The organism is Novosphingobium sp. FSW06-99 (genome assembly GCF_001519065.1).
Classification (GTDB): Bacteria; Pseudomonadota; Alphaproteobacteria; order Sphingomonadales; family Sphingomonadaceae; genus Novosphingobium.
The window spans coordinates 53,923-67,781 of record NZ_KQ954266.1 but is presented as its reverse complement, the minus strand read 5'-3'; the positions used below and the strand labels follow the sequence as shown (position 1 = coordinate 67,781).

Sequence of the window (13,859 nt, the reverse complement as noted above, 5' to 3'; positions counted from 1 at the left end):
TCCTTCAGCCAACCATTTCGGCCAGCACGTGCGGGATATGGTCGCGCAAGGCGAAAAAGCCGCGCGTCGCGTGCGGCCAGACCGCGCGGTCCCACGCGCGCACGTGTTCGGCAAGCGCAATTCCCGCACGACGCAATGCACCGCGCGCCGCGATCAGGGTGCCCATTCCCGGCCCCACGCCGATGCGCCCGGTGACCACCTGGCGCGCTCCGATTTCTTCGGCGAGCGCGGCGAGTGCCTCGATACCGGCGACGCGGCACGCGGGCACCCGCCAGCGCGCGGCGGCACGCGCCAGTGCATCATCCAGCGCAATGCGATCGGCCTGTGCACCATGCCCGGCCGCCGCGCCATCTGGATCGATGATCGCCACCGCCCGCACCAGCAGCGCAGCGAGCGCGGGTTCCCGTTCGAGCGAACAGTCCGCCGGCGTGATCCACAGCAAAGTGGGCACGCCTTCGGCAATGGCGGTTGGTTGACGCGGCGGCGCGGCAGGCGGGTGAGGGGGGGCGTCGGGGATGCGCGCATGCGCGGCAAGGCCGATGGGCACAAAGCGGCCGGCGGTCATCCGCGCAATGCGCGTCGCATCGGCGAGATAGGCCTTGCCGGGCGTATGCAGGCCCGCGACCCAGCGCCACGACAGCGTGTTCGATGCGGCATCGGCGTCGACCAGATGGTCGAGAAAATGCCGCGCACCCAGTTCCCACGGCAGGCCGAGCGTGAAAATCCAGATCGAGGCGACCTGCATCCGCGCCCAGTTGTGGAGATAGCCGGTCTGGGCAAGTTCGTGCATCCAGTGGTCGAAACAGGCGATCCCGGTTGCGCCGCGCACCGCCGCCAGATGGCGCGCGGCCAGTGCGTCGTCCTGTGCCAACCGGGCGTCGATGCGATCGAGTGCACCGAGCCAGCCCTGCCAGATTACCGGGCGCGCCTCGATCCAGCCGCGAAAATAGCCGCGCCAGAAGACTTCACGCACAAACGCATCGGCGCCCGATGCGTGGAGCGCGACGACCGGGGACAACACTTCGGCCTCGGTCAGCGTGCGCCGGGCCAACGCCGCGGACAGCCGCGACACCGCGTCATGGCGCCCCGGTCCATGGTCGTGATTGCGCCCGCCCGCATAGGCCGGGCCCGCACGCGGGACGAATTCATCGAGACGCGCCAGCGCCGCGTCGCGCGTAACCGGATGATCGTTGGCCAGCAGCGGTAACGATCGATCTGGCACGCGCGGCAACCTTCCAACCAGGGACTGACGACAGAGGGACGCGGACCGCCGCTGGAAAAAGGGGGGTGGCGATCCGGGCCAAAGAACACGGCGGGCCTGACGGCGGAGGGACCGCGCCAGCCTGTCGCGCGGGGTCTGTGCGCAGAACCAGGCGCACACAACCTGCCTCTAGGGGCCACACGGGCGTTCAGGTCAGATAGGTATGCACGATCCTGACCAGGTCTTCGGCGGCAATCCGACGCGGGTCTTGCTCATCGGCTTGCGGATCGACCAGGGTATCGCGGATATGATCCTCGATCACTTCGGCGATGAAACCGTCGAGCGCGCCACGCGCGGCAGTGGCCTGCTGCAACACGCGGGTGCATTCGGTATCGGCCTCGACAGCGCGTTCGATCGCCTCAAGCTGACCACGCATCCGCTTGATCCGGTTCAGCAATTTCTGTTTCTCGCGCGCGACGTGGCTCATCGTGGTGTCCGGTTCCCCGCAGAGCATGCGCAATCGCGGCGAAAAGGGCGGCGCGCGGTCGTTTTGGGGTTGTGGGATACCCCCCTAGGGTATAGGCGCGGCCCTGTCGAGTCGATATGCGACTGACACGCAATCGTCATGTTTTGTTGCGATGGCGTGTCAGACGATAAACGACCGGCATCACGCCGCCTTATGACCGAGATCAAGACGCCCGACATGACGCAAGCATCCACCCCGACGTCCTGTGAGGGCGACAGTTGCGGTACGCATGCCCCCCTGTGTCCCGGTGGCTGGCACGCGTCGTGGCGGGTGTTTGCCCCCTTGTCGGACAGCCCTGCGCATCGCGCCATGGGGTGATCGGGCGCAGGGGTGGGCGTGGCGTTGCATCCCCGGGGGCCCAAATAATGATTTTTGATCGTTTTTCCGTACCGCGCGGCATGCTGGCGCTGGCGCTGTTGGCCGCGCCAATGGTCGCGCACGCCGACGATACGCCGCCCGTCGCTGCGCCCGATGCTGCGCCGCAGACATTTGCCGTGCATGGGCAAAGCACGTTTACCGTTCAGACGACGCCCGGCTTTCCCTCGCCTTATGTCGGGGCCAACAGCCTGGTCCCCAATCAGACACGCGAAACCTTCGACGTCACGCTCTATGCCGGGGTGCGGCCCTGGCGAGGCGCGGAAATCTGGATCAATCCGGAAATCGATCAGGGTTTCGGGCTGTCCGATACGCTGGGCGTGGCCGGGTTCACCAGCGGTGAAGCCTACAAAGTCGGCAAATCCGACCCCTATTTCAAACTGCCCCGGCTGTTCCTGCGCCAGACCATCAACCTTGGCGGCGAGGCCGCGCCGGTTGCGGCGCAGGCCAACCAGTTGGCGGGCAGGCAGGATACCAACCGGCTGGTGCTGTGGTTCGGCAAGTTCAGCGTGGTCGACGTGTTCGACACCAACAGCTATGCCCATGATCCGCGCGGCGATTTCCTCAACTGGTCGCTGATCGATGCGGGGGCGTTCGACTATGCGGCCAATTCCTGGGGCTTTACCTTTGGCGGTGCGTTCGAATTGTACGATGGCGCCTGGACGGTACGGTCGGGGTTGTTCGACTTGTCGAAACAGCCCAACGAGCCTTCGCTCGAAGTCGGCTTGCAACAGTACCAGATCGTCAGCGAAGTCGAACATCGCCACACCATCAGTGGCCATCCCGGCGCGATCCGGCTGGGCGGGTTTTTCACGCGCGGCAATCTGGCGCTGCTGCGTGACATGATCGCTTCGTATAACGCCACCGGCATCGCCCCGGTCAACCTGCTGTTCCGGCACATGAACGATCACGGCGGCGGCTATCTGAACGTCGAGCAGGAAGTGGCTGCCAATGTGGGTGTGTTTGCCCGCGCATCGGCCACCGACGGGGTGACCGAAACCGACGATTTCAGCGATATTGACCGCAGTGTGTCAGTCGGCGGCACGCTGGGCGGCGCCTTGTGGCATCGCGGCGACGATCGCATCGGCATCGCCGAAGTGGCCAACGGCATTTCGCGCGCGCGGCAGATCTTTTTCAACGATGGCGGGCTGGGCACGCTGGTCGGCGATGGCCAATTGCCGCATCCCGGCGACGAATGGATCACCGAAGGCTGGTACCAGTTCGGCATTCTGGGGCATTTTACCGCGAGTTTCGATTACCAGTTCATCGTCAACCCCGCCTACAACCGTGATCGCGGCCCGGTGCACGTGTTCGGCCTGCGGTTGCACGGCGGGTTCTGATCGCGATGGCCGGTGTGACCAGTCCCTTTGCTGCGTTTGTGATCGAGCCCAACGCGCTGTTCACGTCGCTGATCTGTCTGGCGACGGCGTTTGTGCTGGGCGTGGCGATCGGGCTTGAACGCCAATGGCGCCAGCGCAGCGCCGGGCTGCGCACCAATGTGCTGGTGGCGGTGGGCGCGGCCGCGTTCGTCGATCTGGGACTGCGCAGCGCGGGTGCCGAAGGCAGCGTGCGGGTGATTTCCTATGTCGTTTCGGGCATCGGCTTTCTGGGGGCCGGGGTGATCATGAAGGACGGCACGCAAGTGCGCGGGCTGAACACCGCCGCCACGCTGTGGGCCTCTGCGGCGGTTGGTGCGTTTGCCGGCGCGCGCTTGCCGGCCGAGGCGGCGCTGGTCACGCTGTTTGTGCTGGCGGGCAACACGCTGTTGCGGCCGCTGGTCGAATTCGTCGACCGGCGCCCGATGCGGCCGGGCGAAACCGAAGCCCTTTATCGCGTGCATGTGACGGTGCCCGCAGAACAGGTTGCATTTGCGCGCGACCTGTTGTTCGACGAACTCGAACGCCACCATTACCCGATCCGCGAGATCGAAACGCTGGCGCAAGGCAAGGACTCGGTGGAACTGGCCGCCGTGCTCGTGCCGTCGCGCGCCAACGAAGCCGATCTCGATGCCATTGTCGATCATCTCGCTCGCCATGACGAGGTGATTTCCGCCACCTGGACAGTCAGCACCACGAGTTGAGGGAGCTATCGCGATGAGCCCAGACCGCAACAGCGCCCGCCCGCTTCCCGCCTTTTCGCGGATGTTGCGGCTGACGCGCCCGAGCCGCGAAGATGCCATTGCCTTTGTCATCCTGGCGGGGCTGGGCGTGCTGTTCTTCCGCGCCGCACAGGGCGCCGTCGCGCCGCTGTCGACGCTGCGGCTCGAACCGGTGGTGCTCGATCCGTGGTTTCTGCCTTACTATGCGCTGCGCACGACGCTGCGCATGTTTGCCGCGCTGTTTGCCTCGACCGTGTTCACGCTGGTGGTGGCAACGCTGGCCGCCCGCAGCCGCCATGCCGGGCAGTTGATCGTGCCCGCGCTCGACATCCTGCAGTCGCTGCCGATCTTCGGGTTTCTGACATTCACCGTGACGTTCTTCATGGGGCTGTTTCCGGGCAGCGTGCTGGGGGTCGAATGCGCCTCGATCTTCACGATCTTTACCAGCCAGGCGTGGAACATGGCGTTCAGTTTCTACCAGTCGCTGCGGTCGATCCCCAGCGATCTGGAAGAGGCGACGATGATCTATCGCCTGTCGCCGATCCGCCGGTTTTTGAAACTCGATCTGCCGTTCGGCACGCCTGCACTGGTGTGGAACGCGATGATGTCGATGTCGGGCGGGTGGTTCTTTGTCGTCGCGTCCGAAGCGATCACCGTGGGCAACACCTCGGTCACGCTGCCCGGTATCGGCTCGTTCCTGGCGCAGGCGATCATCAAGCAGGATCTGGGCGCGGTGGGCGAAGCGGTCGGCGTGATGGCGCTGGTCATCCTGGCCTATGACCAGTTGTTCTTCCGCCCGATCGTGGCCTGGGCCGATCGGTTCCGCTTTGAAATGACCGCCTCGACCGAACGCCCGCGATCATGGGTGTTCGACATGCTGCGTCGCACGCGGCTGCTGCCGGTGGTGCTGGCACCACTCGGCGCGATCGGGCGGATGTTGCTGGCGTTCGAGCCGCGCGTCACCCGTCGCCGGATTGTCGGCGAGCGGCGCACGCCCGCGATGGTTGAATGGCTGTGGCAGGCGTTTGTTGCGGTGGCGGTGCTGGTCGCGCTGTTCCTGACCGTGCGCTATGTCATGCGCTATCTGGTGTGGCACGAAGTGCTGACCGCGGTGGTGCTGGGATGCTACACGATGACCCGCGTGCTGGTGCTGATCGTGCTGGCCAGCATGATCTGGGTGCCGATCGGGGTATGGATCGGCCTGCGCCCGGTCTGGGCCGAACGGTTGCAGCCGGTGGCGCAATTTCTGGCCGCGTTTCCGGCCAACGTGCTGTTTCCCTTCGTGGTGATCGCGATCGTGCGGTGGAATCTGGCGCCCGATCTGTGGCTGTCGCCGCTGATGATTTTGGGCACGCAGTGGTATATCCTGTTCAACGTCATCGCCGGGGCCAGCGCGATCCCGACCGACTTGCGCGAGGCGGCCGACATGTTCCATGTGCGGGGATGGCAATGGTGGCGCCAGGTTGCCTTGCCCGGCATCTTTCCGTTCTACATCACTGGTGCCTTGACCGCGAGCGGCGGTTCGTGGAACGCCTCGGTGCTCTCTGAACTGGTGACCTGGGGCGATCACAAAGTGGTGGCACACGGTTTGGGCAGCTATATCGAAGAGGCGACGATTGCCGGTGACTATGCGCGCGTCGCGCTGGGGATCGGGGTCATGAGCCTGTTCGTGATCGGGTTCAACCGGTTCCTGTGGCGCCCGCTCTACGCCTATGGCGAACGCCGCATGCGCCTGACCTGATCCGATCTCCCCGATTTTCACGATAGGAAGCACCGCCCATGGCCACCGTTGCAACTGACGCAAAGCCGCTGCTGGTCGAAGTCAAAGGCCTGAAGCATTTTTATACCGGCGAGGAACACCTCGTGCTGGATGACGTCAATCTTGAGCTGACGCAGGGTGAGATCGTCGGGCTGCTAGGCCGTTCCGGCTCGGGCAAATCGACCCTTTTGCGCTCGATTGCCGGGCTGATCCGTCCGAGCAAGGGCATTGCGCGGCTGGTGCCGGGGCCCGATGTGGCCGATCCGTCGGTGGCGATGGTGTTCCAGACGTTTGCGCTGTTTCCGTGGCTGACCGTGCTCGAAAACGTCGAACTGGGGTTGGAGGCGCAAAAAGTGCCCGCCGCAGAAGCGCGCGCGCGCGCCATCGCGGCGATCGACCTGATCGGGCTCGACGGGTTTGAAAACGCGTATCCCAAGGAACTGTCAGGCGGCATGCGCCAGCGCGTCGGGCTGGCGCGCGCGCTGGTGGTCAATCCTTCGCTGCTGCTGATGGATGAGCCGTTTTCCGCGCTCGACGTGCTGACCGCCGAAACGCTGCGCACCGATCTGCTCGATCTGTGGTCGGAAGGGCGCGTGCCGATCAAGTCAATCCTGATCGTCACCCACAATATCGAGGAAGCGGTGCTGATGTGCGACCGCATCCTGGTGTTCTCGTCCAATCCCGGGCGGGTGGTGGCCGAAATCAAGGTCGATCTGCCGCAGCCGCGCGACCGGCTCGATCCGGCGTTCCGCGCGCTGGTCGACGATATCTATGCGCGCATGACCGCACGCACCGAAATGACCGCACCGATGCGCGACGGCGTGTTCCCCGGCACCGGCATCGCCATGGTGCTGCCGCGCGTATCGACCAACTCGATCGCCGGGTTGATCGAGGAAGTCGACGGCACGCCGTTCGATGGCAAGGCCAGCATGTCGGAACTGGCGGATTCGCTGCAACTGGAAGCCGACGAACTGTTCCCGATGGCCGAAACGCTGCAATTGCTGCGCTTTGCCGAACTGCGCGGCGCCGAACTGGTGCTTACCCCATCGGCGCGGCGCTATGCCCAGGGCGATGTCGACCAGCGCAAGGCGCTGTTTGCCCAGGCGTTGAGCCAGCATGTGCCGCTGGTCCAGCACATTCGCCGCGTGCTCGACGAACGCGCCAGCCACGAAGCCCCGGCGCGCCGCTTCCGCGACGAGCTGGAAGACTATATGAGCGAAGACTACGCCGACGAAACGCTGCGCACGGTCACCTTGTGGGGCCGCTATGCCGAAGTGTTCGCCTATGACGAAGACGACGACCGCTTCAGCCTGGAAGACCAGCACTGACCGGTTTTTTCAGAAAGCTTTTTCAGCGGTCGCTGGATCAAATTTTCGACAGCGACCGTTGAAATTGCCCACCTTTCCAGAAAGAGTTATCGTCCCAGCTAATCTATCGAGTATCAACTTTGGGTGGTTTGCAAAATTCACTCGAACTGTGCCAGTTATTTCTCTGTCTGCGACCACGACATCGCTGATTTCAAACCAGCCGCCTTCACCGCCATGAAGCTTCGGCAGCATGCTTCGCGGCATTCTTGCCTTGCCTGCATTCCCTTCGATCCAAATCTGCAATTGATCTTCAAAACCAACGGTAGCGTGACCAATCGCCAGTGCGCTGCTGGTACCCCCGTGGTTGTTCCAGCCTTGTGCAAATGAACCATCTGCTTTGTTTGCAGTGCCGCCACCATCGCATAACAGGTAGAGTCGATTGCCAGCCTCTTGTGCAAATGCCGAATTCGGTATCAGTGCCAGCGAAGCTAACAGTAAGAATCGGCTCATTGAAGGTCTCCATTCTGAATGGATGCCCGCACTTATCGTTTTATCCCGCGAGCCGATACCCCACGCCGGGCTCGTTGCGCAGCAGCATCGGCGTTGCCGGATCGGCCTCCAGCTTGCGGCGGATGCCGCGTGCGGCGACGCGCAAGTATTCGACGTCGTGTTCGTGGCCCGGGCCCCATACCGCGCGCAGCAGTTGCGCATGGGTGATCACGCGACCGGGGTGGCGCGCGAGTTCGGCGATCATGCCGTATTCCTTGGGGGTCAGGTGCACTTCCTCGCCGCCGCGCGTGACCAGCCGCGCCGACAGGTCGATCGCCACATCGCCCAGCACGACCCGCGACGACTGGCTGGTTGCCGCCAGCCGGTGGCGCAGCGCGGTGCGCAGCCGCGCATGCAGTTCCTCGCTGTCGAACGGCTTGATCACATAGTCATCGGCGCCCAGGTCCAGCGCGGCCACTTTCTGGTCGGTCTCGCCACGCGCCGACACCACGATCAGCGCGACGCCCGCGGCCTTGATCAGCGGCACCAGTTCCAGCCCGTCGCGATCGGGCAGGCCCAGATCGAGCAGCACCGCCTCGGGCTTGTCGATAGATAGCGAGGCCAGCGCGGCGCGCGCGTCGGCGGCCTCGATCACCTGATAACCCGATCGGGTCAGCGCGGTGTGCAACAGGCGGCGGATCGCCGCATCGTCTTCGACCACCAGCACGCGCACCGGTTTCATGTCTGATCCCCTTCGGCCCGCACGGCTTCGGCATTGGTGAGGTGGGCTTCGTCAAAGCGAATGGTAAAACAGGCGCCCTGTTTGCCATCGCTGCGATTGCTGGCGGTTACCGTCAGACCCATGGCGGTGCAGAACCCGCGCACGATGGCCAGGCCCAGTCCGGTACCGCCCTTGCGATCGGACCCTTCGATGCGGGCGAAAGTCTCGAAAATGCGGTCCTCCTCGCCCGGCGGCAGGCCCGGGCCCTGGTCTTCGACCATCAGCGTCAGCGCGCCGCGCTCGCGCTGTGCGGCAATCGTGATGGGCGTGCCCGGCTCGCCATATTTGGCGGCGTTGTCGATCAGGTTGATCAGGCTCTGGTGAAACAGTTGCGGATCGACATGGACAAACGGCAGATCGGGCGAGACATCCATGCGGATCGGATTGTCGGCCAGGCGCCCGCGCAGATCGTGCACCGCGCTGGCGATGGCATCGGCCAGATCGACCGGTTCGCTGGTGCGGGTCAGTACGCCCGCCTCGATCCGCGCCATGTCGAGCAGATTGGCGACAAACCCGCGCAGGCGACCGGCCTCGGCGCGTGCGCTGGCCAACTGTTCCGCCTGCACCGGATCAGCGGGCGTGATCGCATCCAGATTGCCGATGATTGACGTCAACGGCGTGCGCAAGTCGTGGCTGACCGACGACAGCAGTGCAGTGCGCAACCGGTCCTGTTCGCGCAGTTTGACCACGCTGGTCATTTCGCCTTCGAGCAGGATGCGTTCGAGCGCCAGCCCGGCCTGATCGAGCAGGCTGGACAGGAGCGGCATCTGATCGGTGCGCAGCGGCGTTGCGGTGTCGGCACGCGCGATGCCCAGCACGCCGAGCACGCGTCCGCCGGCATTGACCGGAGTGAACAGCCATTCGCACGCGCTCAGCGTTTCCGAACCACGCCCGGCGCGGCGGTCGTTGTCAAACGCCCAGCGCGCAGCGGCATGTTCAAGTGTTTCCATGCGGTCTTCGGGCGGGATTGCCGCGCGCACCGCCAACTGGCCGTCTTCGGGCAACAGCAGCACCGCGCGCACATCGAGCAGACGCGCCACCTCGGCGCAGAGCACCTGGCCCAGTTCGGTCTCGCTGGTGATCGCGGTCAGGTGTCGGGCAAAGCCGGCCAGCGCGCTGTTCTGCGCCGCGCTCTGGCGCGCCAGCATGGCATGATCGCGCACGCGTGAGGCCATCTGGCTGACCAGCACGGCAACGCCGAGCAGCACCATCACCGTGATCAGGTTTTGCGGATCGGCAATCGTGAAGGTGTAGACCGGTGGAATGAAAAAGAAATTGTAAGCGAGCGACGACGCCAGCCCGGTCGCGAGCCCGGTCCGCAGGCCGTACCGCGTCGCCGCGACCAGCACCGGCAGCAAAAAGAGCAACGCGATGTTGGTGACATTGCCCAGCCCCGCGATCGAATGGCCGATCAGCGTGACCAGCACCACCAGCAGCAGCGACACGCCATAGCCGAACAGCGAACCCCAGCGGTTGGGCGCGATCCGCTGCGCGATCGATGTGCGTCGCGGCGTGGGCTCGTCATCGAGTGTCAGCACATGCACGGCCACGCCGGATGCGTGGCGCACCATGCGATCGACCACCGAGCCATGGCGCCATTCGTGCCAGTGCGAGCGCCGCGCCTTGCCCAGGATCAACTGCGTCGCGCGTGCTTCGTCGAGAAACGTCGACAGCCCCTCGGTTACCGATTCAGCGGGAATTGTCGCGGTCTGCCCGCCCAGATGCTGCGCCAGTTCGAGCGTGGTCGCCAACTGTTGCGCCTCGGCGTCGGACAGCGCGAGGTCGCGCGTGGTTTCGACATGCAGCGCGGTCCACGGCGCGCCCAGCGCATCGGCCATGCGCTTGGCCGAACGCACCAGCGACACGGTGCCGGGGTGTTCCGACACCGCGACCACCAGCCGTTCGCCCGCCGCCCATTTTCCGCCCAGCGCATGGGCGCGCACATGGTCGAGCATTTGCGCGTCGATCGCCTGCGCGGCGCGGCGCAGCACCAGTTCACGCAACGCCGACAGGTTCGATTTGGAAAAGAAATGCGCCAGCGCGCGGCTGGCTTCTTCGGGCACATAGACTTTGCCATCGCGCAGCCGCTCGATCAGTTCGTCGGGCGGCAGGTCGACGATTTCCAGTTCGGCCTGTTCGAGCACGCGATCGGGCAGGGTTTCGCGCACCCGCACGCGGGTGAACGAGGCGACCACATCGTTCAGGCTTTCCAGGTGCTGGATGTTGAGCGTCGAATAGACATCGATCCCGGCATCCAGGATTTCCTCGACATCCTGATACCGTTTGTCATGGCGGCAGCCCGGCGCGTTGGTGTGCGCCAGTTCGTCGACCAGCACCAGCGCGGGCCGCCGCGCCAGCACCGCGTCGATATCCAGTTCTTCAAGCACGCGGCCATGGTGTTCGATCGCCTTGCGCGCGACCGTTTCAAACCCGGTGGTGCGCGCAATGGTTTCAAGCCGGCCATGCGTTTCGACCAGGCCGATCACCACATCGATGCCCGCCCTGGCGCGGGCCGCCGCATCGTCGAGCATTTCGCAAGTCTTGCCGACGCCCGGCGCGGCGCCGAGGAAGACTTTCAGCCGGCCGCGCGCGGTTTCGCCCGCCCCCGCCTTGCCGTGCCCGGTGGTCGCACCGCTGCCCAGCGCCAGTGTTCGCAACAGGGCATCGGGATCGGGACGGGGCGGTTCGTTCATGGGGTGCTATGTGCGCCTTCACCGGTCAGCTTGTCGAGCGCGAGATTGAGCTTCAACACATTGACGCGCGGTTCGCCGATAATGCCGAACAGCGGCAATTCAACGTTTTGTTCGACCAGCATGACCACTTTGGGTTCGGGCAGATGGCGCGCGAGGGCCACACGGCCCACCTGCCATTCGGCGGCTTCGGGGCTGATATCGGGATCGAGCCCCGATCCCGACGTGGTCAGCAGATCGACCGGCGCGCCGGGATTGGCTTTCACATCGGCGGTTACCCGGTCGACCAGCGGTTTGGATGTCGGGCCCAGGTTCGATCCGCCCGACTGTGTCGGGTCATAGCCTTTGCCCGCCGCCGACGGGCGCGGGTGGAAATAGCCGGGCCCGGCAAAGCCTTGCGCGATCAGCTCGGACCCGATCACATGGTCACCCCGCGTGATCAGCGAACCATTGGCCTGGTGCGGAAAGGCCAGTTGGGCAACCCCGGTGATCGCCGCCGGATAGGCCAGCCCGGTGAGCGCGAACAGCGCCGTGGTCAGCACGAGGGCAGGGCGGGTGGCCTGGATGAAATCGTTGAACATGGCGCTTGGTCCTCAGGCCAGATGCAGGGCGGAAACGGCGATGTCGATCGCCTTGATGCCGATGAATGGTGCGATCAGCCCACCCGCGCCATAGATGGCCAGGTTGCGCGCGAGCAATTGTCCGGCGCCTGCTGGGCGATAGGTTACCCCGCGCAGCGCCAGCGGCACCAGCATCGGGATGATCAGCGCGTTGAAGATGATCGCCGACAGGATTGCCGATTGCGGGCTGGCCAGATGCATCACGTTGAGCGCGCGCAGACCCGGATAGACCACGATGAACATCGCCGGGATGATCGCGAAATACTTGGCCACGTCGTTGGCCACCGAAAACGTGGTCAGCGCGCCGCGTGTCATCAGCAACTGCTTGCCCAGCCCGACGATCTCGATCAGCTTGGTCGGATCGCTGTCGAGATCGACCATGTTGCCCGCCTCGCGCGCGGCCTGCGTGCCGGTGTTCATCGCCACGCCGACATCGGCCTGCGCCAGGGCGGGCGCATCGTTGGTGCCATCGCCGCACATCGCCACCAGACGCCCGCCTTGCTGTTCCTTGCGGATCAGCGCCAGCTTGTCTTCTGGGGTGGCCTCGGCCAGGAAATCGTCGACCCCGGCTTCGGCGGCGATCGCGGCGGCGGTCAGCGGGTTGTCGCCGGTGATCATCACCGTGCGGATGCCCATGCGGCGCAATTCGACGAACCGTTCGCGCACCCCGGCCTTGATCACGTCCTTGAGCGCGATCACCCCGAGCAGGCGGCCGTTTTCGGCCACGCCCAGCGGGGTCTGGCCCAGCCGGGCGATCTCTTCGGCATTGCGCACCAGTTCGGCGCGGGCGGCCTCGCTGGCCAACGGGTTGGCACGGATGATCGAATCGATCGCGCCTTTCTGGATCTGCCGCTGGCCGGTATTGATCCCCGACAGCCGCGTCTGCGCGGTGAACGGGATGATCTCGGCATCGGCGGGCAGGTCTGCGGTCATCGCATGGCGTTCGCGCGCCAGGATGACCACGCTGCGCCCTTCGGGAGTTTCATCGGCCAGGCTGGCATAGAGCGCGGCATTGGCGAGCTCTTCGCCCGAAACGCCCAGCAAGGGACGGAATTCCGATGCGGCGCGGTCGCCCACGGTGATCGTGCCGGTCTTGTCGAGCAGCAACACGTCGATATCGCCCGCCGCTTCGACCGCGCGGCCCGATTTGGCCAGCACGTTGAAACGCACCAGCCGGTCCATCCCGGCGATGCCGATGGCCGACAGCAGCGCGGCAATCGTGGTCGGGATCAGCGTGATCAGCAGCGCGGCAAGCACCGCCACCGTGATGTGCCCGTTGGCATAGGCCGACAGCGCGGGGATCGTCGACACTGCGATCAGAAAGATGATCGTCAGCCCGACCAGCAGGATGGTCAGCGCGATTTCATTGGGGGTTTTCTGGCGCTGCGCACCTTCGACCAGTGCGATCATGCGGTCGAGAAAGCCCTGGCCGGGCTCTTGCGTGATGCGCACGCGGATATGGTCGGAAATCACCCGCGTTCCGGCGGTGACGGCGCTGCGATCGCCGCCTGCCTCGCGGATCACGGGCGCGGATTCGCCGGTGATCGCCGCTTCGTTGACCGAGGCGACCCCGGCCACGACTTCGCCATCGGCGGGGATCAGGTCGCCGGTTTCGACCAGCACCAGATCGTCCTTGGCCAGCGTGCTGGCGGGCACCAGGTCAAAGGCATCGCCATTGCCCTTCAGCCGCTTGCCGCTCAGTTCGCTGCGCGTGGCGCGCAAACTGGCGGCCTGGGCGCGGCCACGCCCTTCGGCCAGCGCTTCGGCAAACGTGCCGAACAGCACGGTCAGCCACAGCCAGACGATCAGTTGCAGTTGAAAGCCGATGGCGAGCGGGGTCTGGCCGAGCACCAGCAGCACGGTCAGCAGGACCGAGACGACCGCCGTGGTGAACATCACCGGATTGCGGATCAACTGGCGCGGATCGAGTTTGCGAAACGATTCCCCGATCGCGGGTACGACCAGCGCCGGTGAAAACATCGAGGTGGGGGTGTGCGTAGACATGTGATGTGT

11 protein-coding genes are annotated in these 13,859 nt (G+C 65.2%); 4 read left to right on the top strand and 7 right to left on the bottom strand.

All coding sequences use genetic code 11. The features are described 5' to 3' along the window. Positions 1 to 4: 4 nt before the first annotated feature. The gene (locus AQZ49_RS20180) at positions 5 to 1,222 is read right to left on the bottom strand and encodes an FAD-binding domain-containing protein (protein WP_231739342.1); all 1,218 of its coding nucleotides are present in this window, start codon (positions 1,220 to 1,222) and stop codon (positions 5 to 7) included. 187 nt (positions 1,223 to 1,409) lie between these two features. Further along, positions 1,410 to 1,688 carry a metal/formaldehyde-sensitive transcriptional repressor gene (locus tag AQZ49_RS20175; protein WP_067620286.1) on the bottom strand — a complete coding sequence of 93 codons (279 nt, stop codon included), beginning with the start codon at positions 1,686 to 1,688 and terminating at the stop codon, positions 1,410 to 1,412. Between the two features lie 404 nt (positions 1,689 to 2,092). Here AQZ49_RS20175 and AQZ49_RS20170 point away from each other — a divergent pair, with 404 nt between their 5' ends. The 4 genes from AQZ49_RS20170 to AQZ49_RS20155 are packed head-to-tail and all read left to right on the top strand — an operon-like array spanning position 2,093 to position 7,287. Further along, positions 2,093 to 3,442 (top strand): carbohydrate porin, encoded by a 1,350-nt coding sequence (locus AQZ49_RS20170; RefSeq protein ID WP_067620284.1) that lies wholly within the window; start codon positions 2,093 to 2,095, stop codon positions 3,440 to 3,442. Positions 3,443 to 3,456: 14 nt separating this feature from the next. Continuing rightward, positions 3,457 to 4,182, top strand: coding sequence for an MgtC/SapB family protein (locus AQZ49_RS20165; protein ID WP_231739341.1), 726 nt, complete (start codon positions 3,457 to 3,459; stop codon positions 4,180 to 4,182). A 13-nt stretch (positions 4,183 to 4,195) separates the two neighbouring features. After that, on the top strand, positions 4,196 to 5,941 hold the full coding sequence (locus tag AQZ49_RS20160) for an ABC transporter permease (protein WP_067620278.1): 1,746 nt from the start codon (positions 4,196 to 4,198) through the stop codon (positions 5,939 to 5,941). 38 nt (positions 5,942 to 5,979) lie between these two features. After that, the gene (locus AQZ49_RS20155) at positions 5,980 to 7,287 is read left to right on the top strand and encodes an ABC transporter ATP-binding protein (RefSeq protein WP_067620275.1); all 1,308 of its coding nucleotides are present in this window, start codon (positions 5,980 to 5,982) and stop codon (positions 7,285 to 7,287) included. 9 nt (positions 7,288 to 7,296) lie between these two features. Here AQZ49_RS20155 and AQZ49_RS22425 read toward each other — a convergent pair whose 3' ends face one another. Genes AQZ49_RS22425 through kdpB form a run of 5 tightly spaced genes read right to left on the bottom strand, consistent with a single transcriptional unit; the run spans position 7,297 to position 13,826 of the window. Then, the gene (locus AQZ49_RS22425; protein ID WP_156428415.1) at positions 7,297 to 7,776 is read right to left on the bottom strand and encodes a hypothetical protein; all 480 of its coding nucleotides are present in this window, start codon (positions 7,774 to 7,776) and stop codon (positions 7,297 to 7,299) included. Positions 7,777 to 7,816: 40 nt separating this feature from the next. Next, positions 7,817 to 8,497 carry a response regulator gene (locus AQZ49_RS20150; RefSeq protein WP_067620272.1) on the bottom strand — a complete coding sequence of 227 codons (681 nt, stop codon included), beginning with the start codon at positions 8,495 to 8,497 and terminating at the stop codon, positions 7,817 to 7,819. Further along, positions 8,494 to 11,229 carry a sensor histidine kinase gene (locus AQZ49_RS20145; RefSeq protein ID WP_067620269.1) on the bottom strand — a complete coding sequence of 912 codons (2,736 nt, stop codon included), beginning with the start codon at positions 11,227 to 11,229 and terminating at the stop codon, positions 8,494 to 8,496. The genes AQZ49_RS20150 and AQZ49_RS20145 overlap by 4 nt, the downstream gene beginning before the upstream one ends. Further along, entirely contained in the window at positions 11,226 to 11,807 is a 582-nt protein-coding gene (gene kdpC / locus AQZ49_RS20140) for a potassium-transporting ATPase subunit KdpC (protein WP_067620266.1), read from the bottom strand. The genes AQZ49_RS20145 and kdpC overlap by 4 nt, the downstream gene beginning before the upstream one ends. A gap of 12 nt (positions 11,808 to 11,819) precedes the next feature. Then, on the bottom strand, positions 11,820 to 13,826 hold the full coding sequence (kdpB, locus tag AQZ49_RS20135; protein ID WP_156428416.1) for a potassium-transporting ATPase subunit KdpB: 2,007 nt from the start codon (positions 13,824 to 13,826) through the stop codon (positions 11,820 to 11,822). Positions 13,827 to 13,859: the final 33 nt, after the last annotated feature.

Excerpts from the sequence above, each read along its gene's own strand:
- AQZ49_RS20175 (WP_067620286.1), bottom strand. The coding sequence starts at position 1,688 with ATGAGCCACGTCGCGCGCGAGAAACAGAAATTGCTGAACCGGATCAAG.
- AQZ49_RS20170 (WP_067620284.1), top strand. The coding sequence starts at position 2,093 with ATGATTTTTGATCGTTTTTCCGTACCGCGCGGCATGCTGGCGCTGGCG.
- AQZ49_RS20160 (WP_067620278.1), top strand. The coding sequence starts at position 4,196 with ATGAGCCCAGACCGCAACAGCGCCCGCCCGCTTCCCGCCTTTTCGCGG.
- AQZ49_RS20155 (WP_067620275.1), top strand. The coding sequence starts at position 5,980 with ATGGCCACCGTTGCAACTGACGCAAAGCCGCTGCTGGTCGAAGTCAAA.
- AQZ49_RS22425 (WP_156428415.1), bottom strand. The coding sequence starts at position 7,776 with ATGAGCCGATTCTTACTGTTAGCTTCGCTGGCACTGATACCGAATTCG.
- AQZ49_RS20150 (WP_067620272.1), bottom strand. The coding sequence starts at position 8,497 with ATGAAACCGGTGCGCGTGCTGGTGGTCGAAGACGATGCGGCGATCCGC.
- AQZ49_RS20145 (WP_067620269.1), bottom strand. The coding sequence starts at position 11,229 with ATGAACGAACCGCCCCGTCCCGATCCCGATGCCCTGTTGCGAACACTG.
- kdpC (WP_067620266.1), bottom strand. The coding sequence starts at position 11,807 with ATGTTCAACGATTTCATCCAGGCCACCCGCCCTGCCCTCGTGCTGACC.
- kdpB (WP_156428416.1), bottom strand. The coding sequence starts at position 13,826 with ATGTTTTCACCGGCGCTGGTCGTACCCGCGATCGGGGAATCGTTTCGC.